The organism is Devosia sp. J2-20 (genome assembly GCF_055808475.1).
Genome location: NZ_CM147870.1, coordinates 453,835 through 477,820, shown reverse-complemented (window position 1 = coordinate 477,820; position 23,986 = coordinate 453,835). Strand labels below are relative to the sequence as shown.

24 protein-coding genes and 1 pseudogene are annotated in these 23,986 nt (G+C 60.6%); 10 read left to right on the top strand and 15 right to left on the bottom strand.

All coding sequences use genetic code 11. The annotated features are described in order from the left end of the window. Window positions 1–108: 108 nt before the first annotated feature. Genes AC0L37_RS02330 through AC0L37_RS02320 form a run of 3 tightly spaced genes read left to right on the top strand, consistent with a single transcriptional unit; the run spans window position 109 to window position 3,495 of the window. Window positions 109–834, top strand: a complete 726-nt coding sequence (locus tag AC0L37_RS02330; protein ID WP_212656856.1) for a DUF1013 domain-containing protein — start codon at window positions 109–111, stop codon at window positions 832–834. A gap of 18 nt (window positions 835–852) precedes the next feature. Then, on the top strand, window positions 853–2,703 hold the full coding sequence (locus AC0L37_RS02325; RefSeq protein ID WP_212656855.1) for a monovalent cation:proton antiporter-2 (CPA2) family protein: 1,851 nt from the start codon (window positions 853–855) through the stop codon (window positions 2,701–2,703). A gap of 24 nt (window positions 2,704–2,727) precedes the next feature. Then, window positions 2,728–3,495 (top strand): sulfite exporter TauE/SafE family protein, encoded by a 768-nt coding sequence (locus AC0L37_RS02320; RefSeq protein WP_212656854.1) that lies wholly within the window; start codon window positions 2,728–2,730, stop codon window positions 3,493–3,495. A gap of 90 nt (window positions 3,496–3,585) precedes the next feature. On the opposite strand, the gene AC0L37_RS02315 is transcribed toward AC0L37_RS02320, so the two are convergent. Continuing rightward, on the bottom strand, window positions 3,586–3,756 hold the full coding sequence (locus tag AC0L37_RS02315; RefSeq protein ID WP_212656853.1) for a YdcH family protein: 171 nt from the start codon (window positions 3,754–3,756) through the stop codon (window positions 3,586–3,588). A gap of 164 nt (window positions 3,757–3,920) precedes the next feature. Between AC0L37_RS02315 and AC0L37_RS02310 the strand changes: the two genes are divergently transcribed. From AC0L37_RS02310 to AC0L37_RS02300, 3 genes are all read left to right on the top strand, one after another. Then, window positions 3,921–4,127, top strand: a complete 207-nt coding sequence (locus AC0L37_RS02310; protein ID WP_212659049.1) for a YdcH family protein — start codon at window positions 3,921–3,923, stop codon at window positions 4,125–4,127. 105 nt (window positions 4,128–4,232) lie between these two features. After that, a complete protein-coding gene (purE, locus tag AC0L37_RS02305) occupies window positions 4,233–4,697 on the top strand; it encodes a 5-(carboxyamino)imidazole ribonucleotide mutase (protein WP_212659048.1) in 465 nt (154 codons plus the stop codon). A 39-nt stretch (window positions 4,698–4,736) separates the two neighbouring features. After that, a complete protein-coding gene (locus AC0L37_RS02300) occupies window positions 4,737–5,792 on the top strand; it encodes a 5-(carboxyamino)imidazole ribonucleotide synthase (RefSeq protein ID WP_473315302.1) in 1,056 nt (351 codons plus the stop codon). 7 nt (window positions 5,793–5,799) lie between these two features. Here the strand turns inward: AC0L37_RS02300 and AC0L37_RS02295 are convergent, their stop codons facing one another. Continuing rightward, entirely contained in the window at window positions 5,800–5,979 is a 180-nt protein-coding gene (locus AC0L37_RS02295; RefSeq protein ID WP_473314100.1) for an alpha/beta fold hydrolase, read from the bottom strand. A gap of 747 nt (window positions 5,980–6,726) precedes the next feature. Between AC0L37_RS02295 and rpsU the strand changes: the two genes are divergently transcribed. Next, window positions 6,727–6,996, top strand: coding sequence for a 30S ribosomal protein S21 (gene rpsU / locus AC0L37_RS02290; protein ID WP_212656851.1), 270 nt, complete (start codon window positions 6,727–6,729; stop codon window positions 6,994–6,996). A gap of 90 nt (window positions 6,997–7,086) precedes the next feature. Here the strand turns inward: rpsU and AC0L37_RS02285 are convergent, their stop codons facing one another. The 4 genes from AC0L37_RS02285 to AC0L37_RS02270 all read right to left on the bottom strand — a co-directional run bounded on the left by AC0L37_RS02285 (window position 7,087) and on the right by AC0L37_RS02270 (window position 10,410). Continuing rightward, window positions 7,087–8,319 (bottom strand): multidrug effflux MFS transporter, encoded by a 1,233-nt coding sequence (locus AC0L37_RS02285; protein WP_282222106.1) that lies wholly within the window; start codon window positions 8,317–8,319, stop codon window positions 7,087–7,089. Next, a complete protein-coding gene (locus tag AC0L37_RS02280) occupies window positions 8,316–9,116 on the bottom strand; it encodes an alpha/beta hydrolase (RefSeq protein WP_282222107.1) in 801 nt (266 codons plus the stop codon). The genes AC0L37_RS02285 and AC0L37_RS02280 overlap by 4 nt, the downstream gene beginning before the upstream one ends. Before the next feature lie 94 nt (window positions 9,117–9,210). Further along, window positions 9,211–9,849 carry a DsbA family oxidoreductase gene (locus AC0L37_RS02275; RefSeq protein ID WP_269370196.1) on the bottom strand — a complete coding sequence of 213 codons (639 nt, stop codon included), beginning with the start codon at window positions 9,847–9,849 and terminating at the stop codon, window positions 9,211–9,213. A gap of 69 nt (window positions 9,850–9,918) precedes the next feature. Then, a complete protein-coding gene (locus AC0L37_RS02270; RefSeq protein WP_473314095.1) occupies window positions 9,919–10,410 on the bottom strand; it encodes a tryptophan-rich sensory protein in 492 nt (163 codons plus the stop codon). A 241-nt stretch (window positions 10,411–10,651) separates the two neighbouring features. Between AC0L37_RS02270 and AC0L37_RS02265 the strand changes: the two genes are divergently transcribed. Together AC0L37_RS02265 and AC0L37_RS02260 are read left to right on the top strand one after the other, a co-directional pair. Then, window positions 10,652–10,858, top strand: a complete 207-nt coding sequence (locus AC0L37_RS02265) for a SlyX family protein (RefSeq protein WP_269370193.1) — start codon at window positions 10,652–10,654, stop codon at window positions 10,856–10,858. A 104-nt stretch (window positions 10,859–10,962) separates the two neighbouring features. Beyond that, on the top strand, window positions 10,963–11,316 hold the full coding sequence (locus AC0L37_RS02260; RefSeq protein WP_282222109.1) for a carboxymuconolactone decarboxylase family protein: 354 nt from the start codon (window positions 10,963–10,965) through the stop codon (window positions 11,314–11,316). A 51-nt stretch (window positions 11,317–11,367) separates the two neighbouring features. On the opposite strand, the gene AC0L37_RS02255 is transcribed toward AC0L37_RS02260, so the two are convergent. The 6 genes and pseudogenes from AC0L37_RS02255 to AC0L37_RS02230 all read right to left on the bottom strand — a co-directional run bounded on the left by AC0L37_RS02255 (window position 11,368) and on the right by AC0L37_RS02230 (window position 18,643). Then, entirely contained in the window at window positions 11,368–13,074 is a 1,707-nt protein-coding gene (locus tag AC0L37_RS02255; RefSeq protein WP_282222110.1) for a hypothetical protein, read from the bottom strand. Between the two features lie 166 nt (window positions 13,075–13,240). After that, on the bottom strand, window positions 13,241–14,668 hold the full coding sequence (locus AC0L37_RS02250; protein WP_249327544.1) for an NAD(P)(+) transhydrogenase (Re/Si-specific) subunit beta: 1,428 nt from the start codon (window positions 14,666–14,668) through the stop codon (window positions 13,241–13,243). A 4-nt stretch (window positions 14,669–14,672) separates the two neighbouring features. Next, complete coding sequence (locus tag AC0L37_RS02245; protein WP_269370188.1) at window positions 14,673–14,975, bottom strand: proton-translocating transhydrogenase family protein; 303 nt, start codon at window positions 14,973–14,975, stop codon at window positions 14,673–14,675. A 287-nt stretch (window positions 14,976–15,262) separates the two neighbouring features. Further along, window positions 15,263–16,543, bottom strand: a pseudogene (locus tag AC0L37_RS02240) (Re/Si-specific NAD(P)(+) transhydrogenase subunit alpha); the annotation flags it as partial. 64 nt (window positions 16,544–16,607) lie between these two features. Continuing rightward, window positions 16,608–16,775, bottom strand: coding sequence for an aa3-type cytochrome c oxidase subunit IV (locus AC0L37_RS02235; protein WP_212656841.1), 168 nt, complete (start codon window positions 16,773–16,775; stop codon window positions 16,608–16,610). A 65-nt stretch (window positions 16,776–16,840) separates the two neighbouring features. Continuing rightward, a complete protein-coding gene (locus tag AC0L37_RS02230; RefSeq protein WP_282222111.1) occupies window positions 16,841–18,643 on the bottom strand; it encodes a M3 family oligoendopeptidase in 1,803 nt (600 codons plus the stop codon). A gap of 228 nt (window positions 18,644–18,871) precedes the next feature. On the opposite strand from AC0L37_RS02230, the gene AC0L37_RS02225 reads away from it, so the two are divergent. Further along, the gene (locus AC0L37_RS02225) at window positions 18,872–20,356 is read left to right on the top strand and encodes a sigma-54-dependent transcriptional regulator (RefSeq protein WP_212656839.1); all 1,485 of its coding nucleotides are present in this window, start codon (window positions 18,872–18,874) and stop codon (window positions 20,354–20,356) included. Between the two features lie 20 nt (window positions 20,357–20,376). Here AC0L37_RS02225 and AC0L37_RS02220 read toward each other — a convergent pair whose 3' ends face one another. The 3 genes from AC0L37_RS02220 to AC0L37_RS02210 form a co-directional block, all read right to left on the bottom strand. Beyond that, window positions 20,377–20,922 carry an AAA family ATPase gene (locus AC0L37_RS02220; RefSeq protein ID WP_282222947.1) on the bottom strand — a complete coding sequence of 182 codons (546 nt, stop codon included), beginning with the start codon at window positions 20,920–20,922 and terminating at the stop codon, window positions 20,377–20,379. A 139-nt stretch (window positions 20,923–21,061) separates the two neighbouring features. After that, window positions 21,062–22,603, bottom strand: a complete 1,542-nt coding sequence (locus AC0L37_RS02215; RefSeq protein ID WP_282222112.1) for a tryptophan halogenase family protein — start codon at window positions 22,601–22,603, stop codon at window positions 21,062–21,064. Between the two features lie 99 nt (window positions 22,604–22,702). Beyond that, on the bottom strand, window positions 22,703–22,909 hold the full coding sequence (locus AC0L37_RS02210; protein ID WP_473314085.1) for a hypothetical protein: 207 nt from the start codon (window positions 22,907–22,909) through the stop codon (window positions 22,703–22,705). Window positions 22,910–23,986: the final 1,077 nt, after the last annotated feature.

Here is a 23,986-nt window from a genome sequence, read left to right as displayed (position 1 = left end):
GCGGATCAGCCCATAAATCCATATATTGGCGATGTTCCCCCTCAGCACGAAGCAAAGAGGCGGAGCGGTCCGGAGGAAAACCGGCCGCGCCTGCAGGAGAGATTTATCATGACCCAGCCACTGTTGATGCCCAAGGCGACTGCCGTTTGGCTCGTTGACAACACTGCGCTGTCGTTCGACCAGATCGCCGCCTTCTGCACGCTTCACCCACTTGAAGTTCAGGGCATTGCCGATGGCGATGTCGCCGGCGGCATTATGGGTGCCAACCCGATCCAGAACGGTCAGCTGACCCGCGAAGAAATCGAAAAGGCCGAGGGCGATCCAGCCTATCGCCTCAAGCTGAGCGAGCCCAAGGTTCGCGTTGCCGCTGCCAAGCGCAAGGGCCCACGCTACACGCCGATTTCGCGTCGCAATGAACGCCCCAACGCCATCAAGTGGCTGGTGCGCAATCATCCCGAACTCAAGGACGCCCAGATCATGCGTCTGGTCGGCACCACCAAGTCGACCATCGACTCGGTCCGTGAATCCACCCACTGGAACGCCGCCAACCTCGCCGCCATGGACCCCGTAACGCTGGGCCTGTGCAGCCAGATCGATCTCGATCTTGAAGTGCGTCGCGCCTCCAAGGGTGGTCCGGGCGTTGACGAATTGGCCGAAGGCACCATGCTGATGACGGCCGAGGAAGCGCTGGCCCGTTCCGGCGCCCGCGGTCACAGCGACGAAGATGGCGAGTTTGCCGCCAACGATCACCGTCCCGCCGAAGCGCAGGACGATTTCGATGCGGACTCGGTGTTCTCCAAGCTCAAGTCGATCCCTAACGACACCGACAACTAAGCAGGAACGGCTGGCAGAATGGAAAACAACATCCTGCTGGCCATTTTCGTGCTCCTGGCGGCCAGCGTTGCGCTGGTCCCCCTGGCCAAAGCCGCTGGCCTTGGCACCGTGCTGGGCTATCTTGCAGCCGGCATTCTGATCGGCCCCTATGGGCTGGGTCTGGTGTCAGACACCGAAACCACCCGCCACATCGCCGAATTCGGCATCGTCATGATGCTGTTCCTGATCGGCCTGGATTTACAGCCCTCCGAAATCTGGCGCATGCGCCACAAGGTGCTTGGCCTTGGGGTGACCCAGATTATTGCCACATCCGCAGTGATCAGCGTGCTGCTGACACTGACCGGGGTGAACTGGAACGTTGCGGTCATCATGGGGCTGGCTCTGGCCATGTCGTCCACCGCCATTGCCATGCAGACAGTTGCACAGCGCGACATCACTACCACCGATACCGGGCGCGCCAGCCTGGCCGTGCTGCTGGTACAGGATGTCGCCATCATTCCGGTGCTGGCCGCGATACCCCTACTGGCCATTGCTGGCAGCGGCGCGGCAATGAACGCCGAAGTGACCCAGGCCGTCGAAGCCCTCGACAGTCCCGTCGACTGGATCATGCCGATTTCAGTGGTCGGGGCCTTTGTCGCCGCGCTGGTCGCAGGGCGCTATGTCGTGCGTCCGCTGCTCAGCTATGTCGCCCGCACCGAGGTACGCGAAGCCTTTACTGCAATGGGGCTGGCCATGGTGGTCGGCGCTGCCGTCATCACCCAGTATCTTGGCCTCTCGCCCGCGTTGGGCGGCTTTATCGGCGGCGTCTTGCTCGCTGATAGCGAGTACCGTCATGAACTCGAAAGCAATCTGGAGCCCTTCAAGGGGCTTCTGCTCGGGCTGTTCTTCATCTCGGTGGGCATGTCGATTGCCTTTTCGGTGCTGGCCACAGATCCCATCCGCATTCTGGTGATCGTAATTGGACTGGTCGTCATCAAGATGGCCATCCTGTTCGGGCTCGCCTCGATGTTCCGCATGCATTTTGCCGATCGCATGCTATTCGCCATCATGCTCAGTCAGGCGGGCGAATTCGCCTTTGTGGTGCTGCAACTGGCCCGCACCGAAAATGCCATTGCTGCCGCCGACTACGACACCATGAGTGTGGCCGTGGCTCTCTCCATGATCACCACGCCGCTCCTGCTGCTGGTCTTTGACAAGCTGATTGCACCGCGCCTTGATGCGCGCAGTCCGGATCGTGCCGATGACGACATTGACGAACATCGCAAGATAGTTGTGCTCGGCTATGGCCGCTTCGGCCAGATTGTCACCCGCATGCTGCGCGCCCAGGGTTTCGACATGACCCTGATCGACGACGATCCGGTGCAGATCGAGCTGGTACGGCGCTTTGGCGTCAAAGTGTTCTATGGCGATGCCTCGCGTCTGGACCTGCTACACGCCGCGGGCGTCCAGAACGCCGAACTGGTTGTCATCGCCGTGGGTGGTCGCGACCGCATTCTGGCCATTGCCCGCAATATTCATCGCCACTACCCCCATGTCACCATTGCCGCCCGCGCAGTCGATCGCGGTCACGCCCACGATTTGATGGCCATGGGTGTCGAGGTCTTCGAGCGCGAGACGTTCCGCTCCGCCATCAATCTGGGCACCAAAGTCCTCGTCAAACTGGGACACGAGCCTGAAGAGGCAGAACGCTTGGCCAGCGCCTTTGAGGCGCATGACAACCAGTTGCTCAAGGACAGCTTCGCAGTGCGCGAAGATGAAAAGGCCTATATCGGCATGGTGCGCAATGCCATGGGCCTGCTTACCGAGGCCATGAAGGCAGATAGTTCGGCGACACCGGTTGACAAAGACGAGACGAAGCGTACCGACTAGTACGCACCTCTCCGGACTGTTTCCATGCCCATATTTGATCCCTATTTCGTGACGATCGCCGTCATCGCTGTGCTTATTGTTGGCCTGTCCAAGGCAGGGTTGCTTGGCAGCCTGGGCATGGTCGGCGTGCCTCTGCTCAGCCTGATCATGCCTGCGCGCGATGCCGCTGGCGTAATGTTGCCTGTCCTGTTGGCCATGGATGCCATCGCCGTTTACGCCTATCGCAAGGAAGTCGACTGGCGGGTGCTGCGCATGATGCTGCCCGGCGCAGCGGTCGGCACAATTGTGGGCTGGGTGCTCTGGGCCTTTGTCTCCGACGCCGCCGTGCTGCTGTTTGTCGGCGTTATCACCCTGCTGTTCATCCTTGATGCGCTGCTGCCCATTCGCAAGAAGCTCGAGGGCCTGCCGCCCTCAAAGCCCTGGGGAATCTTCTGGGGTAGCTTTGCCGGCTTCACCAGCTTTATCAGCCACACCGGTGGCCCACCCTTTCAGATTTATGTGCTGCCCCAGCGCCTGCCACCCGCAATCTATGCGGGCACCTCGGCGGTTTTCTTTGCCATCGTCAACACATCCAAGCTGATCCCCTATTTCTTCCTGGGACAGCTCAACGTGCACAATCTGCAGCTATCGGCGATGTTCATTCCGGTCGGCATTGTTGGCGTTTTCGCCGGCATCTTCCTGGTGCGCCGCATCTCGATGAAGCTGTTTTACCGCATCGCTTACTGGCTGGTATTCCTGCTGGCGCTCAAGCTGGTCTGGGACGGCTTCCGTGGCGTCTTCTTGGGCCTTTGAGCCCATAACGCCAGCAACCGGGCAATAAAAAAGGGCCGCAGCTTCTGCTGTGACCCTTCACCCCAACTGGGGGAAATTCCGCGCCGCGGTTTAACTTGTTGTATTGAACCGGTAGATTTCGTCCTTCACTTCGAGTTTTTTGCGCTTGAGCGCGCTAACCATCAGATTGTCGGCCTTGGTACTTTGCATTTCGGCCTGGATCTGGCGGTCCAACTCTTGATGGCGCCGTTCGAGCGCCGCGATATGCCCTTCAGTCGTCATGACAACTCCTTGAAAGCCTCTATGGACACCTGATCGTCACAAAAAATTCACGGCTTGTCGACTGTCTTCGTACAGCGACCGAAAATCGGGTGCAAAACGTCCCGTGATCGGTTAACCAAGGGTATCTTGCACGGCGCTGGGGTGCGTTCGAATTCATGCTGTCGCTGACCAAAGAAGAAGAAGCCCAGTACGGTCTGGAACTGGCCACAAAACGCCAGGAACACTCAGATCTCAACGCTGCCATCGATACGCTGACTGAGTCTCACGTCGCCGATCGCATGCTTTTGCAGCGTCTGAAAAAGCGCAAGCTGGCGCTCAAGGATCGCATCGTTGAACTGGAGAACATTCTCCTGCCCGACATCATCGCCTGATGGTGCCCCGCGCTTGATGTGTGGCAACATTTGGGCTAGTTCCGCGCTTTGCAAAGACCGATAGGGGAATCGGCCGTGCTCACCAAACCACAGATCGCCATCGTCATGGGCAGCCAGTCCGACTGGCCCACCATGCGCCTTGCCGCCGAGACCCTTGAAACACTCGAGGTCGAGTATGAAGCGCGCATCGTCTCTGCCCACCGTACGCCCGATCGACTGGTCGAATTTGCCAGCAATGCCCGGGCCGAAGGCTTCAAGGTGATCATTGCCGGCGCTGGCGGCGCCGCCCACCTGCCCGGCATGATCGCCGCCATGACGCCACTGCCGGTGTTTGGCGTACCAGTGCGCTCCAAGGCCCTGAGCGGCCAGGACAGCCTGCTCTCCATCGTCCAGATGCCCGGCGGCATTCCGGTGGGCACCCTGGCCATTGGCGAGCCAGGCGCCATCAACGCCGCCCTGATCGCCGCCGCCGTGCTGGCCCTGTCCGATGAAGATCTGGCCGACCGCCTCGACGCCTACCGCGCCCGACAGACCGAGTCTGTTCCCATGTTCCCTGCCGATACCGAGTAGCCTGTGGCCCACGATACGACCCCTCTGCCCGCTGGCAGCATGATTGGCATTCTCGGTGGTGGTCAGCTCGGCCGCATGCTGGCTATGGCCGCCGCGCGACTGGGCATGCGCACCCACATCTTTTGCCCCGACCCCGACAGCCCCGCTTTTGAGGTCACGCCGCACAAGACCGTTGCCGCCTATGATGATGAAGCGGCGCTGGCGGCCTTCGCTGACGCCGTCGACGTCATTACCTATGAATTCGAGAACGTCCCGGCGGCAACCGCGGAGTTCCTTGCCGCGCGCAAGCCGCTGCGCCCCGGCGCCAATGCGCTGGCCATTTCCCAGGACCGGCTCGCCGAAAAGACCTTTCTGGCGTCCAAGAACATTCCGGTCGCATCATATCGCGCTATCGAATCCCTGACCGATCTGGAGGCCGCCATCGAGGCGCTCGGCCTGCCCGCCGTCCTCAAGACCACACGGCTGGGTTATGACGGCAAGGGCCAGCGCGTCCTGCGCACCCCGCAGGACGCTGCAAGCGCCTTCGCGGCGCTCGAACCCAAGCCTCTGGTGCTGGAAGCCTTCGTGCCCTTCGAGAAGGAAATCTCGGTGGTCGTGGCTCGCAATGCCGGTGGCGAGGTCAAAAGCTTCGACGCCGCGGAAAACGTGCACACCAACCACATTCTGCACACCAGCACTGTACCTGCCGATATCGCTCCCGGCGTTGAGAAACACGCAGCCATGCTGGCCAAGGTCATTGTGGTGGCGCTCGACTATGTCGGCGTGTTGGGCGTTGAGTTCTTCGTTGTGCCGGGTGAAGAGCGCCCCAGCCTGATCGTCAACGAAATCGCGCCCCGCGTGCACAATTCGGGTCACTGGACCGAGGCAGTCTGCCTCACCGATCAGTTTGAGCAGCACATCCGCGCCGTGCTCGGCTGGCCGCTGGGCGATCCCGCCCGGATGGCTGATGTCGTGATGGAGAACCTGATCGGCGACGCCGTCAATACGGTCCCGGGCGAGATTGATGGCAACACCCAACCCCATCTTTATGGCAAGGCCGAAGCACGACCAGGCCGCAAGATGGGCCATGTCAATCGCATCACCCGCCGCCGCTAGGCCTGCTTTAGCGCGCCATCCAGCCGCTCATAGCCGCGACAACGGCTTCAGGTGCTTCCATTGTGGACATGTGACCCGCCTCGGCAAATAGCACCAGTTGCGCGCCCGCGATCGCTGCGGCCATCTCCTCGGCCAGCGCCGGTGGCGTCAACATATCCAGCGCGCCCACACCCACCAGCGTCGGCACGGCAATATCGGCCAGTGACGGTCGCGAGTCGATCTCGCCCCATGATGGCGTGTTGGTGCCGTATATAGGCCTGCGCCCCGGTGGGTTCCGCCATTGTCAGCACGTCAGCGGCAATAGCTGTATCGAGATGCTGTGGCGCCACTAGACCGGCCAGCATGGTGCGGATCACCAGACCATATTTGCCCTGCTCTGCCGCCTCTATACCGGCGCGCCGCGTCTGCTTGCGCGCATCATCATCCGCGCCCGCCACCGTATCGAGCAGTGCAAGACGCTCAACCCGTTCCGGGGCTTGCCGCATGATTTCGAGCGCCACATAGCCGCCCATCGACAAGCCGGCCAGTGCGAACCGCTCAGGGGCCTTGGCCAGCACGGACGCTGCCATTCCCGCTATGGAATCGGCGGCTCCATAGTCAGCCACCAGCGGCTCCACGGCGGCGTCCAGCCCGCTTATCACATCGCGCCACAGCCGTTCGTCGCAGTTCAAACCGGGCAGCAACACCAACGCACTTGTCATATCCCTGCCTCCATGAGCAAAATCATCTCTGCGACTGTTTCGCGTGCCGGTGCTGTGAACAAGTCCGACCGCGAGACTTCCTTGGTTTTTCTCCACGAGTCGGTGGACAAGACCCCAAGGCTGGGCTATAGACCGCCCCACGGTGATCAGCCCTGCTGGTCGGCGACGGGGTATTTTGTTCCGGCGCCACGATCCAAACCCACATGTCCAAGCTTCGAAAGGGCGGTTGACCTTTGCAAGTAGTCGTTCGCGATAATAACGTAGATCAGGCGCTCCGTGCGCTTAAGAAGAAGCTGCAGCGTGAAGGTGTCTTCCGCGAGATGAAGCTTCGTAACTACTACGAGAAGCCATCTGAGAAGAAGGCTCGCCAGAAGGCCGAGGCGATCCGTCGCGCTCGCAAGCTGGCTCGCAAGCGCGCACAGCGTGAAGGCGGTCTTCCTGCTCCAACGTCGCGTCCGGGTCAGCCCGCGCGTCCAAGTGCAGCAGCTACGCCGCGCAACTAAGCGCCTGAGCGTTCAAGAATTTGAAACGCCGTCCTTCGGGGCGGCGTTTTGTCGTGTCTGATTGACGCGATGACCCGGCATTGCTGACACTCAGGTCTGCGGCGGGTGGATGCTCTTGGAGCGAAACGCGATCCGGTGCAGCAGTGCCACCGCAATGGTGAGCCCCGCCATGACCGGGATCAGTGTGGTCAGCGCATCGCTGGCGGTGGCGAAGGCCAGGCTTGCCAACGTCGAGCCGACAAAGCCGCCACCGATCTGAAACACCCCTGTCATGGCCCCTGCGGCGCCCGCAATGCTGCCAAAGCCAGCCATGGCAGCAGAGGTGGTGCTCGGTCCGATAAAGGCCATGGCCAGCATCCACAGCGCCACTGGCAGCATCACGGCCAGCACCGCGTCTGGATAGAGCCGCAAGCCGATCGCAAAGCCGATCCCGGCCAGCCCGATCAACACCAGCCCGACCTGCACCATGCGCGTGCCGGTCAAGCGCGACGCGGCGTAGCCTGCCAGCACATTGCCAGCAATGAACGAGCCAGTCTGGATCAGCATGACCATGGCGAACTGGAACGTGCTCAGTCCAATCTCCCCGATCAGCACGAACGGCAACAGTGCGGCGAAGCCGTAAAAACCACCAAACGACAGCGCCAGTACCAGACCCGGAATCATGAAGGCCGAGGAGGTCAGCAACGCCCCGTAATTGCGCATGACGCTACCCAGTCGAAACGGCACCCGCGCAGCTACCGGATGGGTTTCGCGCGTCGCCCATTGCGTCAGCGCAATCAGGCCCAGGCCATAGGCGCCCATTACCAGAAACAGCAGATGCCAGCTGCCAAACAGCAGCATGACGCTGCCCAGCGTCGGCGCAATGGCGGGCGCCACCGTCAGGATAAGATTGATCAGGGTCATGATACGGATCGATTCAGCGCCGGTGAACTGATCGCGCACCATGGCCCGCGACAGGGCAACACCGACTGACACGCCTATACCCTGCAACACGCGACCCAGCAGCAGCATCTCGACGCTGGCGCCCAAAGCCGCCACCAGACTGCCAACCACGTAGAAGATCAGGAACAGCACGGTGACCTTGCGACGCCCTAGACTATCCGAGAGCGGGCCGCACACCAGCTGCGCCAGCGCAAAAGCGCCGAAGTACACCGCCAGCGACAGCTTGCCCATGGCATCGGTGGTGCCCAGCTCGCTGACAATGGTGGGCAGCGCAGGTCCATATAACGAGATCGATAACGGACCAGCTGCCACCATCAGCCCGCCAACCAGCGCGGTGCGCCGCGCCGACATCGGCGTTGCAAATGGTACTGGAGAGCTCACTGTGCGGCCATTGCCCGCTGGAAGAACGCATCAGCACGCGCCCACAGACCCAGCGCCCACAGATCGCTATGCCCCGCCTCTGGCACGATCCACAGCGCGTCCGGATTGGGCGCAAGCGCATATACCCGCTCGCCATTGCTGACATCGATTGTTTCATCGCCTGTGCCATGCGCCACAAGCACTGGCTCGCTGACATCAAGTATCCATTCATTGACCTCAAAACGGTCAGCCATGGCCAGCCCGACTGGCAGGAACGGATAGCGCTCATTGGCCACCGTCAGGGCCGACAGAAAGCCCACCTCAAACAGCAGTGCCTTTGCCTCACGAATACTGGCCACATAGGTGGATGGACCCGAGCCGAGCGAACGCCCCCAGATCACAACGGGAAAGCCTTTCTGACTCACCCAGTCAAAAGCGCTGGTGGCGTCCTGCAGAATGTTGGTTTGATTGATTTCACCCGGTGACATCGGAAAACCGCGATAGTCGAAGGCCAGAAAACCATAGCCGGCATCCGCGAATTGCTCAAAACGACTATGCTCTTCGCTGAAGCTGCCCGAATTGCCCTTGAAATAGAGGATCACCGGCTTGCCCGTCTGAGGTGCCTGGTACCAGCCATTGATAACCCCATCGCCGGAGGCAATCGCAACGGCTTCAGCCGCGCTCAATTCAGTGTCGGCGAGCGCCGTTATCGGTCCGTCGGGAGAATATTGCAGTGCCCGCTGGTTGACGAACACATAGCCAAACACACCGCCATAGAAGATCACCAGCGCCACAACGGCGATGAGCAGAACGCGCAACAACAGCTTCACAAACCAAACCCCGGCAAATCACAGGTGCCGAATTTACACCACTGGCACCATTGCGCCAGCGATCCGATGGCCTGACTTGGCCTTAGAGCTCTTCGATGGTCTGGGCCAGCGCGCGGTCAAACACCTCGTCAGGCTGGGCGCCCGACAGCGCGTACTTTTCACCAAAAATGAAGAATGGCACGCCACGAATACCCTGTGCCGCCGCGTCCGTGGCCAGCTGCTCGGTAATCTCCAGCTCATTTTCGTCATTGATTGCATCAAGCACATCGCCGCGATCCATGCCGAACGCGACGGCGATATCGGCCAGCACATTGTCGTCGTGGATGTCGCGATGCTCGAGGAAATAGGCATTGGCAATGGCATTGGCCAGTTCATGCTGCACACCCAGTGGCTTGGCCAGCCGGGTCACTGTATGGGCCTTCTTGGTCGGATAGCGACGCTCGGTCTTGCTCAGGTCCAGATCAATGCCCAACCGTTTGGCCTCACTCTCGACCCGGTCCCACATCTCACGGGGATCGCGGCCGTACTTCTCGCGCAGCATTTCGATCACGTTGACGCCTTCTTCAGGCGTATTGGGGTCGAGATAAAACGGATGGTTCTCCACCACGACCTCGATGTCTTCCGGCAATGCTGCGATCGCCTTGTCCAGCCGCGCCGACCCTACAACGCACCAGGGGCAGACAACGTCGGTGAACACATCGATTTTCAGCATTTTGGTCATGGCAAATCCTTTTCTGCCCCTCACATGGCGCGGATAGGCATGAACTGCAAGCACGCACCCCGGCGTAACCTAGTTCGGCTGCATCGCCTGACCATTGTGATTGGTCAGCCCAAAAGGCGGTGCCCAGCCGGCCAGCAGGCTCAAGCCGATAAAGGCACTCAGCCCCATCCAAAATACGCCGGGCAGCATTATTAGCGCAGCCTTGGGCGACACTTTGGCTACGCGCAGGATTGCCGAAAGTGCGGTTACCAACAGCGCCATCGCGACCAGGCTCAACATCAGGGAATCCAGCGGGGTTACCAGAAATGGCAGGGTAATGCTGCCAGCCATCAGGCCAACCAGCCACCATCCCGCATGCCGGCCATCGCTACCGCGATCAGCCACCATCCAGCGGGCCACGCCAAACAGCGGCAGGCTGGCGATATGCACAGCTGCACCGAACCAGCCAGGCAGACCGAATGGCGCAAAAAACAGCGGCACAATACCATTGAGCTCGGCCAGACCATTGGCGATCACGAAAAGCGAAAGTGGCAACGCGCCGCTTAGCACCAGCCCAAGCATATCGCGTCTGTCCGCATCGAGCGTAGACTGTATCGGGCGTGAAACTGTGTCTGTGTTCGCCATGCGCGGGGTCCGCCATTGCTATTGCTTGGCAGGAACAATCCCTAGCACGCCAAATGGTTTCCCTTTACGTCAATGCGCACGCCAAGGTGAACACCCTCACAAACGGTCCGTGGTGCCTCTGGCTGGCTGGGCGAATGCGCCGCGTTGCGCTAGAACCGGCCAAACCGAAGGATCCGCCATGACCGATATCGCCGATCGCCTGGAAGCGCTGGAAACCCGCGTGGCCTTTCAGGACCACACCATTGACGAGCTTAACGCCACTATCACCGCACAGTGGCGGCAGATCGATATGCTCACGCGCAAGCTGGGCACCATTGAAGAGCAGGTCCGCTCGGGCGTCCATATTGCCGACCCCTCCAGCGAGCCGCCACCACCCCATTACTGAAGCCACCCGGCTTTTGCGCGCCAGCAATTGATCTGGCGCAAGGCTGAGCAAGCCCTGCTGTGCTTGATGGTGCCCGTCATCAGTCAGCCGTCAGGAAACCAGCCATGGGCGAGAAGAGCTACCCCGATATCACCAAGGAAATTTCCGCTGGCGCCAAGATCCTGCGCAAGGACATCCCTGATGTGATGGCTGGTTTTTCGGCCATGGCCGCAGCAGCCAGCCGCGATGGTGCACTCGACAAGAAGACCAAGGAACTCATGGCGCTGGCCATTGCGGTCGCCATCCACTGCGATGGCTGTATCGGGTTTCACACTGAAGCCTTGATCAAGCTGGGTGTCACTCGGGCCGAGTTTCAGGAGACCCTGGGCATGGCAATCTATATGGGCGGCGGGCCATCGCTGATGTACTCCGCCAATGCGGTAGCCGCCTGGGATCAACTTGGTGGCGCCCAAAGCTAGCCGCGTCCGCACCTCGGCAGACCCGGCGACTATGCCGGCTTCTGGCGCCCTTCACGTACCCAGACGGAGCGCTACTCGGAGTAGGCGAATGTGGTCGGGCACATTGTGCCAGATCAATTCGCGACGCCCAGCTTCATCCGCATTTGCCCTGGCCACATCAGCCGCCGCCGCGTTTGCGGCACTTGGCGCGTAGCTGTCATGCCAGGACCAATACTGCGTATGGGTGAACACCCGCCCCAGAAAACCCGGCAGGCCGGGCCGCTTGATTGAAACCCCATGCTCGTGGATGCCAGGGCCGAACTCGCCCGAAAGCCGGCCAGAGATCAGGTCGCCGAGCAGCGGGTTGGTCGATTCATCGTAGATATTGGTCCATTTTACTGCCGCAAACTGGGCCGCGAAGTGCGGAAAGTGCGGCTCTTCTGACTTGTCCTGTCTCAGCGCCAGACCAGTGCGCGAGAACAGCATGGTGTCCTTCAGGAAGGAATCCGGGTGTGGCGGCGCGGTCGCGAACCACCGCTCCTTGGCCGCCTCTTCGACCTGCTCGCGGCTGTCGAGCAGCAGGAACTCCGCATGTGTCAGCGGACACCCCAGCGTGATGAAGTCGCTGATCCGCCAGCCCGGGCGCTGCTTCGCCAACACCTCAGACAGCGCAGTCTGCGCGGCCGCAAACCCCGTCATGTCGAACGGCGCACACTCTGGATCCGCCCAGGCGGATTTCACATAGGCATCGCAGGCTTTGAGGGCGTCCTGCACGCCCGGTGCATCAGGCTCCCAGTCCTGATGGTGGGTGGGGCCGTGCTTCTGCCAGAACAATTGCAGGATATCGTACGCGATGATGGTACCCAGGCTATGTCCAACCAGCACGATACGGTCATAAGCCGGGCGATTATTGCCGTCGCCCTGGGTGAAGTTCTCCAGCGTCGTGCCATCCAGCCGCCGCTTGTGCAGTGCTTCAAGCAAAGCCAGGCCGCGCTCGCGCACCAGTCTGCGACGCTCGACCGTGCTGGGCGTGGCCCTGACATAGCGCACCACATCGCCGGCAAAGGGCGTGACCACGCTATGCAAGGCCCACCCGGAAAACGCCGCAAGCGTCGCCGCCCAGAACGGCAGCGACCCCAGCAATATCGGTGGTACGGCCGCCAGCGCGAAACCGGCGACGATGATCAGAACCGGCCCGAGCAGTGCGACGCGTTTCATCTCGAAACCGACACGCATGCTCGAAACCAGCAACCACAGCACCCCACCGGCCACCAGTAGTCCCGCCACCCAGTCGCGGACAATCGCCAGCCGCGACACCAGCGCAGGGTCTGCTGGTGGGCCCTCGGTCAACTGCGTGATCCCGGCGCCAGCAGAGATCAGCGCGGCCCCCGCACACAGGATGAAGATGGCTGCCAGGATCGCCCAGGCCCGTTTGACCTTTGTCGACACCGGCAAACGCCAGGGGGAGCGCAGCACCAGCATTCGGATCCAGCCGATCACCATGTCGACGGGCGTGCCGTCCATGATGTCCGCCCAGTACAATTCGAAGAAATCAGTGCGCTTGGCTGGTCCGTCCTTGAGCGTGGTGATCCGGCGCAATTCGGCCGACCCCGTCACATCATCGGGCACCACAGATATGCTGAGCAGCCCATCAGGGCCAGCGGCCATGCTCGCAACCGTGGGGTCACGGCGATAGACCGTTTCAACGAACTCTCTGAGCGTCTCAAGCGGGCGCTGTTCGCCTATGCCGTGAATGAACACGACAGCCGTCTTGGGCATGGGCCCTTCCGACACGGTTTGTCGCGCTGGTGCCCGCGCTTGTGCAGTTCGTCTCTTGCCTGTTGTCATGCCACCCTCCCCGGCCCCGGAAGAATAGTCGAGACTGCAAAGTAAAAGGGCCGCCCTGAGGCGACCCTATATTATTCATCGACTAACAACAATCCAGTCAGTGTCCAAGCGCCTTGACGATTTCCTCGGTCATCTTCTTGGCATCACCAAACAGCATCATCGTATTGTCGCGGTAGAACAGTTCGTTCTGCACGCCCGCATACCCGGCCGCCATGCCGCGCTTGATGAACAGCACTGTGCCCGCATCCTCAACATTGAGCACCGGCATGCCATAGATCGGCGACGTCTTGTCGGTTTTGGCCGATGGATTGGTCACGTCATTGGCGCCGATCACGAAGGCCACATCGGACTGCGCGAACTCGGAGTTGATGTCTTCAAGCTCGAACACTTCGTCATAGGGCACATTGGCTTCAGCCAGCAGCACGTTCATATGCCCGGGCATGCGCCCCGCCACAGGATGAATGGCGTATTTGACCGTCACGCCCTCGGCCTTGAGCATATCGGCCATTTCACGCAGCGCGTGCTGTGCCTGCGCCACCGCCATGCCATAGCCCGGCACGATGATGACCTTGCCAGCATTTTTCATCAGGAAGGCCGCGTCTTCAGCGGCACCCTGCTTGACCGGACGATCATCTTCTTCTGCAGCGCCGCCAGCGGCGCTATCGCCACCAAAGCCACCAAGGATAACGGAGATGAAGCTGCGGTTCATGGCCTTGCACATGATGTAGCTCAGGATCGCGCCCGAGGAACCCACCAATGCGCCAGTGATAATCAGCGCCGTATTGCCCAGCGTAAAGCCGATGCCGGCAGCTGCCCAACCCGAATAGGAATTGAGCATCGACACCACAACGGGCATGTCCGCGCCGCCGATCGGAATGATCATCAACCCACCCAGCACCAGGGCCAGAATGGTGATCAGCCAGAACAACCATGGCGAAGCCGAAGTAGCGAAGGCCCAGACCAGAAGCAGAAGCACCACTGCCATCACGATATGCAGCGCATGGCGCATGGGCAGGATGATTGGCTTGCCGCTCATATTGCCGTTCAGCTTGGCAAAAGCGATCACCGAGCCGGTAAAGGTGAAGGCACCGATAGCAACGCCGATACTCATTTCAATCAGCGCCTGCATGTGGATATGGCCCACAGCGCCGGTCACCGGATCAATCTCGGCAATGTGGAAGGCTTCAGGCGCGTAGAGCGCCGCAGCCGCCACGAACACCGCTGCCAGACCGACCAGCGAGTGGAAGGCCGCAACCAGTTGCGGCATGTCGGTCATTTTAACGGTACGCGCCATATAGGCGCCGATGCCGCCGCCCAGACCGATACCACCCAGGATCAACACCCAGCTGATCAGATCGCTTGGCGCCGCAACGGCCAGCGTGGTGAGGATGGCAATACCCATGCCCACCATGCCGAACATATTGCCCTGACGCGACGAGCTTGGGCTCGATAGCCCGCGCAGCGCCATGATGAACAGCACGCCGGAAACGAGATAGAGAAGGGCTGCAATATCTGCAGAGATCATTGGCTCAACCCTTCTTCTTGTACATGGCCAGCATGCGCTGGGTGACGAGGAACCCGCCAAAGATATTCACGCTCGCAAACACCAGGGCGATGAAGCCGAACAGCTTGGAAAGCCAGCTGGAATCGGTCGCCAGATGCACGCCAACGGCAAGCAGGGCACCCACCACGATCACCGAGGAGATCGCGTTGGTCACGCTCATCAGCGGGGTATGCAGTGCCGGTGTGACGGACCACACCACGAAATAGCCGACAAAGATCGCCAGCACGAAGATCGCCAGCCGGAAAGTGAACGGGTCGATGGCTTCCATTACTGGTCTCCCTTGGGTGTATCAGGCTTGGTTTCGGCAGGCGTATTGGCTGGTGCCTTGGCAGCGGCCGACTTGGCGGCTGGTTTCTTGGCCGCCGGTTTCTTGGCAGCTGGCTTTTTCGCCGCTGCCGTCTTGGCAGCTGCGGTCTTGGCTGCCGCGTCAGCGTCTGCTGCTGCCTTGCTGCGCACAGGCCGGGCCCGCACGGGCTTGGGCGCTGCCGCAGCGTCGATCAGGGCCTCAGCCTTGCGCTTGGCCGCGATTTTTCTGGCGGTTGGCGGCTTGGCTGTCGCGGTCTTGGCGGCAGCTGGTTTGGCCGCGGTCGACTTACTCGCAGCAGGCTTGGCTGTTGCTGGCTTGGCACCCGCAGCTTTGGACGCAGGCTTCTTGGCTGCGGCCGGCTTGGCATCAGCCTTGGCAGGCGTTGCTGGTTTGGCGTCACCACCGGAAAAGCTTGGATGCACCACCGCACCATCGCGCGTCAGCACGGTCGCCTTGACCAGTTCATCATCCCAGTTGATGGCGAGCTTCTTTTCCTTGGCGTCGATCAGCGTCGTCAGGAAGGCCAGCAGATTGCGGGCATAAAGCTGGCTGGCGGTGGTCGGGATGCGACCCTGCACATTGGTGTAACCAATGATCGTCACGCCATTATGCTCGATAACCTGGCCTGGCACCGTCAATTCGACATTGCCGCCGCGTTCGGCCGCCAGATCGACGATCACCGAACCCGGTGCCATCGATTCCACCATTGCCTTGGTGATCAGCCGCGGCGCTGGGCGCCCCGGGATCAGCGCGGTGGTGATCACGATATCCTGCTTGGCGATGTGCGCCGCTGTCAGATCGGCCTGCTTGGCCTGATATTCGGCACTCATCTGCTTGGCGTAACCGCCAGCAGTTTCAGCCTGCTTGAACTCTTCGTCCTCAACGGCAACGAACTTGCCGCCCAGGCTCTCTACCTGTTCCTTGGCAGCGGGGCGCACATCGGTGGCCGAAACCACAGCACCCAGACGCTTGGCCGTGGCAACCGCCTGCAGCCCTGCCACACCCGCACCCATCACGAAGGCCTTGGCCGGACGCACCGTGCCGGCCGCCGTCATCATCATCGGGAATGCGCGGTCAAACGCTGCTGCGGCTTCAATGACGCCCTGATAGCCGGCCAGATTGGCCTGACTGGAAAGGATGTCCATCACCTGTGCGCGCGTGATGCGCGGCATGAATTCCATCGACACTGCGGTCACACCGGCCTTGGCCAGCGCCGCAACGTCCTTGTCATTGCCATAGGGGTCCAGCGCGCCGATCACCAGCGCACCCTTGCTGACACCGGCCAGCGAGGCCGCGCTTGGGCGGCGCACGGTCAGCACCACATCAGCACTTTTCAGGGCAGCCGCAGCATTGGCCGCAATAGCCGCACCCGCCGCTTCATAGTCCTTGTCCAGAATGCGCGAGCCGAGCCCGGCGCCTTTCTCGACCTGAACGCTGGCACCCAGCGCGATGAGCTTGCCGACCGTCTCGGGGGTAGCCGCAACGCGGTTCTCTCCCTCGACACGCTCGCGGACGATGGCAATTTTCATAAAAGTCTCCTGCCCGCCTGTCCGGCGGACAGGCTCGAATAAAGTGCCTGTACCCGCGCTGAAATCAGGGCTGGATCAGGAAGTAAAGAATGACCATGGATGCTGCCAGGCCAATCACGGCCCACTTCGTGCCGGTAATGAAGCCATTATAGGTGGCCTCGTGCTGGGCATAGTCCATCGGCGATTCAACCTGCACATCGGAATGGTGTTCGGGGCGGTGCTTGGTGGCCATTTCGTCCTCGTAAGTCCAGTAGTCTATAAGTCTAAGTGCCCGATTGCAGGCACGCAAATTGGCACTCAGGGCGCCGTTGCTTCCAGCTCGTCGATCAGCCCCTCGATCATCGAGAGACCCAGCGACCAGAATTGGGGATCCTTGGCATCCAGTCCGAACGGCGCAAGCAGTTCGGAGTGATGCTTGCTTCCCCCGGCCTTGAGCAGCTCGAAATAGCGCTCGGCGAAGCCTTCACTGGACTTCTCATACTGCGCGTAGAGCGAGTTCACAAGGCAGTCACCAAAGGCATAGGCGTAGACATAGAATGGGGAGTGGATGAAGTGCGGAATATAGGCCCAGAAGACATCATAGCCTTCATTGGCAATCACCGCGTCGCCCAGTGATTCCTGCTGCACATCGAGCCAGATCTGATTGATCTCTTCGGTCTTGAGCTCACCCTGGCGCCGCGCGGTGTGAACGCGCCGCTCGAAGGTGTAGAATGCGATCTGCCGTACCACAGTATTGAGCATGTCTTCGACCTTGCTCGAGAGCAGGGCGAAGCGCTGTTTTGGATCGGTCGTCTTGGCCAGCAGCGAGCGGAAGGTCAGCATCTCGCCAAACACCGACGCGGTCTCGGCCAGGGTCAATGGTGTATTGGCCAGAATGGGGCCCTGCGCTGCAGCCAGCCGCTGATGCACGCCATGACCCAGCTCGTGCGCCAGCGTCATGATATCGCGCGAACGCCCCATATAGTTCAGCATCAGATAGGGATGCGCGCTGGGCACGGTCGGATGCGCGAACGCACCGGACAGCTTGCCATCGCCACTGGGCGCATCGATCCAGCCCGAATTGAAGAACGGCTCGGCATATTCCGCCAGCTGAGGCGAGAACTGGCCATAGGCCTCCATCACCGTCGACACCGCACTATCCCAGTCCCACACCCGCTCGTCGCTTGTGGGCAATGGCGCATTGCGATCCCAGGCGTTCAGCTTGTCCTTGCCGAACCATTTGGCCTTCATCTTGTAATAGCGATGGCTCAGGCGGGGATAGGCATCCTCGACCGCCTTTTGCAGCGCATCGACCACTTCACGCTCCACCGAATTGGCCATATGCCGGCTATCGGCAATGTCCTGGTAGCCGCGCCAGCGATCAGAAATTTCCTTGTCCTTGGCCAGCACATTGGTGATGTGGGTGAACAGCCGCGCATTCTGCGCCAGCGTCTTGCCCAGCGCCTTGAACGCGGCTTCGCGCTTGGTTTCATCCTTGTCCGAAAGCAGGTGCAGCGCCGCTTCCATGCTCAGCGTTTCGCCGTTCACCTCGAATTCGAGGCTGCTCAGCGTCTCGTCGAACAGCCGGTTCCACGCCGAAAACGACGTGGTCGACTTGTCGTGGAACAGCTCTTCTAGCTTATCATCGAGCTGATAGGGCTTGGCCTTGCGCAGTTCGTCGAACCAGGTCCGGTAGCGCGCCAGCTCGCTGTCGCCCACCATCGCTACCTCAAGATCGGCATCGGCAATCCGGTTCAGTTCGAGTTCGAAGAACAGCACCTTGGTGGCCAGATTGGTGATCGCCTCATTGGTGTCACCCATGAACTTTGCCCGGTCGGGGTCGGTCGACTTCTGTGCATATTGCAGAAAGGCGAACGAGCCGAGCCGGCCGGTCAGATCGCCCAGCGCTTCGCTGTCCTTGATCGCCTTGAGCAATTGACCTGATTTGGTCAGCGCGACCAGCTTGCCCTTATAGGCCGCCTCAAAGGCCACCGCGTCCGCCTTGGCCTTTTCCAGATCGCCCTTGAAGGCGGCGCTGTCGCCGCCGGGATAAAGGTCCGTCAGATCCCACACCGGCAATGTGCCGAACTCGTTGTGGCTCTTTTGAGCGGGCGTGGTCATGCGGTCTCTCCGGCTGGTCAATGGCGCGCGGACCTTAGCCAGACGGCGCCCTCATGGAAAGAGTGACACTTCAGCCGCCCCGCCAATTACCGGGCTAAACCGGTGCCAATGCCAACAATGTGGCTCAAGCAAAATCACTATGATTAATCCCCTCTTAAGGCCCTCGGCTCATCTTGTTCCCAAAACGGCACACGATTCGATGCCGTAGCAAAAAAGGCCGGAGTTTGAATGACGCGCATTCTGGTAGTCGATGATGATCCGGTTCAGCTGCGCCTGACTGCCGAAGTCGCCAACAAGGCCGGCTTCAAGCCGCTTACGGCAACTGGCGGCGAACAGGCCCTGACCATTCTGCGCGAAGATCGCAACATCGGCGCGATGATCCTTGACCTGGTCATGCCTGATCTTGACGGCATGGGCGTGATGGACGCCATGCGCCGCGAAGGCCTGACCACCCCCGTCATCATCCAGACCGGCAATGCCTCGCTCGAAACCGTCATTTCTGCCATGCGCAATGGCGCCGCAGATTATTTCGTCAAGCCGGTCGCGCCCGAGCGCCTCGTCATCTCGCTGCGCAACGCCATGAAGCTGGATGCACTCGAGGCCACCATTCGGGCCGAACGCGCCCGCAAGTCGGGCAATTTCAGCGCCACCGACATGATTGCCGAGGCGCCCTCCATGGCCCGCGTCATCAGCCTGTGCGCCAAGGCCGCCAAGTCCACCATTCCAGTGCTGATCGAAGGCGAGACCGGGGTCGGCAAGGAGCTTATCGCGCGCATCATTCAGGGTTCAGGCGATCGGGCCGGCAAGCCCTTCGTCACCGTCAATTGCGGCGCCATCCCGCCCAATCTGGTGGAATCCGTCCTGTTCGGCCACAAAAAGGGTGCCTTTACCGGTGCCATTGCCGACCAGCCCGGCAAGTTCTCCGAAGCCCATAACGGCACGCTGTTCCTAGACGAAGTGGGCGAACTGCCCCTCGAAACCCAGGTCAAGCTGCTGCGCGCCCTGCAGGAAGGCGAGATCGAGCCCGTCGGCGCCACCCGCACCGAGCGCGTCAATGTCCGCGTCATTTCGGCGACCAATCGCCGCCTGCTCAATCTGGCAAAATCCGGCGAGTTCCGCGAAGATCTCTATTACCGCCTGAACGTCTTCCCCATTTATACCCCGCCCCTGCGCGAGCGGATGGAAGACATGCCCGCAATGGTCTCGATGTTCATCGCCCGCTTCGCGGCCGAGGCTGGCAAGCGCATTCTGGGCATTTCGCCCGCCGCCCTTGAACTGCTGCGCAATTACGACTGGCCCGGCAATGTCCGCCAGCTAGAAAATGCCGTATATCGCGCCGTAATCCTCAGCGATGGCGCCTTCCTCGAAAGCGTAGACTTCCCGCAGATCATCGCTCAGGCCAGCGGGCGTGAACTGGCCATCAAGGCCATCGAAGCCGCCCCCGTCGCCGCCGCGCCAACCCATATCGACACCGCCACCGCCCGCCAACGCGTCGACTTCACCCCGCCCGCCGCACCCGACCGCTTCCTTGACCCGACCGGCGAAATCGCCGCCCTGGCCGAGATCGAACGTGCTGCCATCGTCTTTGCCATCGCCCATCATGGCGGCCGCATGTCACGCGTCGCCCGCGCCCTCAAGATTGGCCGCTCCACCCTCTATCGCAAACTGCATGAATACGGTCTGGCCGAAGAACTCCTCAGCGACGCGGCCTGAACAGCGCCCGAATGGCTCGTTTACGAAGACGATCCGCGACCTGTCTCGCCACTTCTTGCCAGAATATCATCGACGACGCGCGCCAGTGGCGCCGTCGCATCGATTGCAGTGCCACGCTCGGGGATATTCTCTTTGGTGGCGTGCAATCGCATGACAAGCGCACGCTCGGCAGGCAGGCCGCCAAACTCATCCTCCGGCCGCCCGGCTAGCCGCCGGGTCAACGTCTGGGCATCAATCTCGAGCACGAACACGGCGTCGAAAAGATCAATGAAGTGGCGCGAATTTCTTGAGGCGCCACAGAAGAAGGTTATCGCTTCGCCTTGATCAGCCACCAATGATCGGACCGTGTCGACAGGCCAGATCCAGTGTGCATTCACCCAGGCTGCACTGTCCGCCACCCCAGGCACACGCGGCGGTTCAAGTCGCGCCCCGGTCTGCGGGTCGCCATGATAGGCCAGTACCCGGTCCCCGTGAATAACATGATAGCCGCGCCGCTGCAGTTCCTCGGCCACGCTGGTCTTGCCGCTCCCCGATACGCCCTCGATCAGATAGTTCCTAACGCCCATTGCATCCTCTTTGATGCGGCGCGCCCACTCAAAGCCCGCTACACCAGCACGAACCCCGATCTTGCGCCCAAACCAGCGCCGCCGGCGCATCCACTCATCCTCGGTGCTCTTGATCTGGGCCTGTTAGCCCACATCACCCTCACCTCATCCCCCGCACAATCTCCAGAAATGCCGCATGCCCTAGCGCCTGGCTGGCCGCAGCGCGGTATTCCTTGACCAGCCCGTCATAGGCCTGCCGCGCAAACTGACGCAGCTTGGGGTCTGCTTCCATTTCCCGCCGCGCAAGATTCTGGTCCAGCAGCCCCAACCCGTCCAGTATCGGATAATAGAGCTGGCTCTGGACATGCGGCAGACCGAATAATTGCTCGTCAAAATGCTCGTGCCGCGGCATAGCGGTCTTCCACAGTGCCAGCCGCTCCTGCGTTTCGGGGTGGATACGATTGGCTCGCACCTCGCGCCAAAACGGGGTGTCGTCGCGTTCCACCATGTAGTGCATGTTGATGAAGGTACGGAAATCATCGACCTGCCGCCCCACCCGGCCATTATAGTCGGCCCGGTCAGCATCGCTGATCTTGCTCGGATCTTTCATATGCCGGTCGGCAAACAGCATCATCTGCACGATGGTGCCGTGGATTGAGGTGGATTCCAGTGGCTCGAGAAAGCTCGAACTTAGCCCCACCGCCAGCACATTACCGATCCAGGCCCGGTCCAGCCGCCCGATGTCGAACCGGATATCGGCCCGCACTTCGATCTCGTGGCCAAGGGAGGCCTCGACCTCGGCCTTGGCCTGTTCGGGCGTGGCAAATTGGTCCGAATACACATAGCCGCAGCCATAGCGGGTCTGTGTCGGCGTTTGCCACATCCAGCCGCTATCCTGTGCCCAGGCCTTGGTGTAGTTGGCGATCTCCTCGCCGGGCTTGATATCGATCCAGAATGGCAGCGCGCGGTTGACCGGCAATTCATGGGCATAGGACGTCCAGGATGCCCCCATCTCCTTGACGATCAACTGCTTGCGGAAACCGGTCGCATCAATGACGAAATCTGCCGCCAGCGTCTGCCCGTTATCCAGTTCCAGCGCCGTCACGTCGCCGCTCTCGGCATCGCGCTGCACGCCCGCCACGACCGCATCGATGATCTCGACACCTTTGGACTTGCCGGCAAAAAACCGGCCCACCAGCGCCTGATCAAAATGATAGCCATAGTGAAACGGCCCCAGCGGGATCAGCGAACCGTCAGTCTTGCGGGCAAACGGTGCCTTGGTCTGTGCCAGCAGCGGCCCGAAAAGGTGCATGTCGGTCAGGCTGCGCCCCGCCGCTGTGGCATAGACATTGAGATAGTCCGATGGCGCCCCGGCCGGCGCGCGCAGCACCTGATGCGGATCATCAATGGGCCCGTCATAGCTGTGCCCCTTGCGGCGCCAGTCCTGATGGCGAATCCCCAGCTTGATGGTCGCGCCCGTCTCGCGGATAAACTCGAATTCATCAATGCCGAAATGCTTGAGCAACAGTCGGAATGCCGCTGTCGTCCCCTCGCCAACGCCAACTGTGGGGATTTTGGAGGGCTCGATCACGCTGATCTTGGCGTTCAGCCCTTTTCGACGCGCCGCATCTTGCAGAATGAACGCGGCGATCCAGCCAGCCGTACCGCCCCCCACCACCACAAATTGCGCTTGCCGGTCCATGCTCGTCCTCCTGCATCGACGCTATGGCCGGCCCCGTCGCCGCGCAAGTCGGTCTTAGGAACCCGGAACTCTCCGTGTCTTTATCGGACGCCGCCGCCCCTAGTCGCGGTCGATCGCCTTGGCATACAGCCGCACCATGGAAAGTGCCTGATCAGGATACTGGTAATAAACCCGCACCCGCAGATCGCTCCGGCGACCACTGCGCACCAGCACTTCGTCAATCGCCTTGCGCGCAGCGTCTTCGGGCGAAGACGCGCTGTCCACCATCATCTCCTGGCCATCGGTCTCGCCCCCGGCAGTCAACAACTCTGTATTTCACCACGCTGCAAACCTCTCCGCAAAACCGCGCGCTCTAGCAGCCGCGCGGCCCCCGGCATTTAACTATGCTTGGTCAAACGCAGATTTTTGCACCCGGATCCCTGCCATCGCGCTTCTCGCCAAAGCGTTTGTAGGCGCGGAATAACAATGGTTGGCCAAACCATTGGAGAAACTAGCCTTGCACCGTAAGAATTTTTGCCACTAGCCCGCCCAAGAAAACGGAACGCCTACCAAAATGGCTCTAACAATATCGCCAATGCCTTAAGCGCCTGAAATTTATTGCTAAAATCCAGAACACACAAGGCAGCATAACTGGAAATCGGGTAACGACACTGTACTTATAGAAATAACGGCGACGATTAGCGAAAATCGAAAACAAGTATAAATTTCGCTACAAGTTATAATTTCTAAGAATTTGTCCAAATTATTTATAAAGCTGGATTACCAAAACTCGGAAAATCGCTGTTGCTGTTAGTAAAATTGGAAAATGATTGTCTGAAGATCAATTAAGGACCAAATCACTTGCTCCACCCAACTCAAACAGCTCGACCGTGGATAAAAAAACGTGGGAACGGATTCGCGAGTTTCAAAACCCCAACCCCAATTGAATTCAGCTCTAGGTGGCCTCGTGACGTGCTCATTCAGGCGACCTTGTCTCCCGATGTAAAAAGCCTTGGCCCACTGTCCAGAACCCTGCCGCTGCCAACGGACACAGTTCTTGCGTTCGAATGCCTTAGGACTGAAGGGTCCGACCTGATTATATTATGCAATACAACCGACGGCGAGTTCGATGCTCCGGCTGGCTACCGATCTGCAATGCACCTATCGCGCGCCAGGGTCTTGAACGGCGACGGTTTATTGACTGCAAGGATGATCTGGAGCCGACGCGCACGTCCGGTGGATCCCAAAATAGCGATTAGAATCCAAGCTCTTGCGACGGAACGTAATAGCATTCGTCAAATAGTCGACTCTACGAGCGCTCCCGCCGCGCACGTCATCGATGGCATTTTGGCACTTACGTGTAACGGACAGCTTAACCTGCACTGGCGACCCGTACTTAGCGAC

Excerpts from the sequence above, each read along its gene's own strand:
- AC0L37_RS02235 (WP_212656841.1), bottom strand. The coding sequence starts at position 16,775 with ATGGCCACCAAGCACCGCCCCGAACACCATTCCGATGTGCAGGTTGAA.
- AC0L37_RS02275 (WP_269370196.1), bottom strand. The coding sequence starts at position 9,849 with ATGACCAAAATGCTGAAAATCGATGTGTTCACCGACGTTGTCTGCCCC.
- AC0L37_RS02250 (WP_249327544.1), bottom strand. The coding sequence starts at position 14,668 with ATGATCTCTGCAGATATTGCAGCCCTTCTCTATCTCGTTTCCGGCGTG.
- AC0L37_RS02330 (WP_212656856.1), top strand. The coding sequence starts at position 109 with ATGACCCAGCCACTGTTGATGCCCAAGGCGACTGCCGTTTGGCTCGTT.
- AC0L37_RS02260 (WP_282222109.1), top strand. The coding sequence starts at position 10,963 with ATGGGCGAGAAGAGCTACCCCGATATCACCAAGGAAATTTCCGCTGGC.
- AC0L37_RS02225 (WP_212656839.1), top strand. The coding sequence starts at position 18,872 with ATGACGCGCATTCTGGTAGTCGATGATGATCCGGTTCAGCTGCGCCTG.
- AC0L37_RS02325 (WP_212656855.1), top strand. The coding sequence starts at position 853 with ATGGAAAACAACATCCTGCTGGCCATTTTCGTGCTCCTGGCGGCCAGC.
- AC0L37_RS02315 (WP_212656853.1), bottom strand. The coding sequence starts at position 3,756 with ATGACGACTGAAGGGCATATCGCGGCGCTCGAACGGCGCCATCAAGAG.
- AC0L37_RS02230 (WP_282222111.1), bottom strand. The coding sequence starts at position 18,643 with ATGACCACGCCCGCTCAAAAGAGCCACAACGAGTTCGGCACATTGCCG.
- AC0L37_RS02220 (WP_282222947.1), bottom strand. The coding sequence starts at position 20,922 with ATGGGCGTTAGGAACTATCTGATCGAGGGCGTATCGGGGAGCGGCAAG.
- AC0L37_RS02300 (WP_473315302.1), top strand. The coding sequence starts at position 4,737 with ATGATTGGCATTCTCGGTGGTGGTCAGCTCGGCCGCATGCTGGCTATG.
- AC0L37_RS02320 (WP_212656854.1), top strand. The coding sequence starts at position 2,728 with ATGCCCATATTTGATCCCTATTTCGTGACGATCGCCGTCATCGCTGTG.
- AC0L37_RS02270 (WP_473314095.1), bottom strand. The coding sequence starts at position 10,410 with ATGCTTGGGCTGGTGCTAAGCGGCGCGTTGCCACTTTCGCTTTTCGTG.
- AC0L37_RS02245 (WP_269370188.1), bottom strand. The coding sequence starts at position 14,975 with ATGGAAGCCATCGACCCGTTCACTTTCCGGCTGGCGATCTTCGTGCTG.
- AC0L37_RS02265 (WP_269370193.1), top strand. The coding sequence starts at position 10,652 with ATGACCGATATCGCCGATCGCCTGGAAGCGCTGGAAACCCGCGTGGCC.
- AC0L37_RS02215 (WP_282222112.1), bottom strand. The coding sequence starts at position 22,603 with ATGGACCGGCAAGCGCAATTTGTGGTGGTGGGGGGCGGTACGGCTGGC.
- purE (WP_212659048.1), top strand. The coding sequence starts at position 4,233 with ATGGGCAGCCAGTCCGACTGGCCCACCATGCGCCTTGCCGCCGAGACC.
- AC0L37_RS02255 (WP_282222110.1), bottom strand. The coding sequence starts at position 13,074 with ATGCCCAAGACGGCTGTCGTGTTCATTCACGGCATAGGCGAACAGCGC.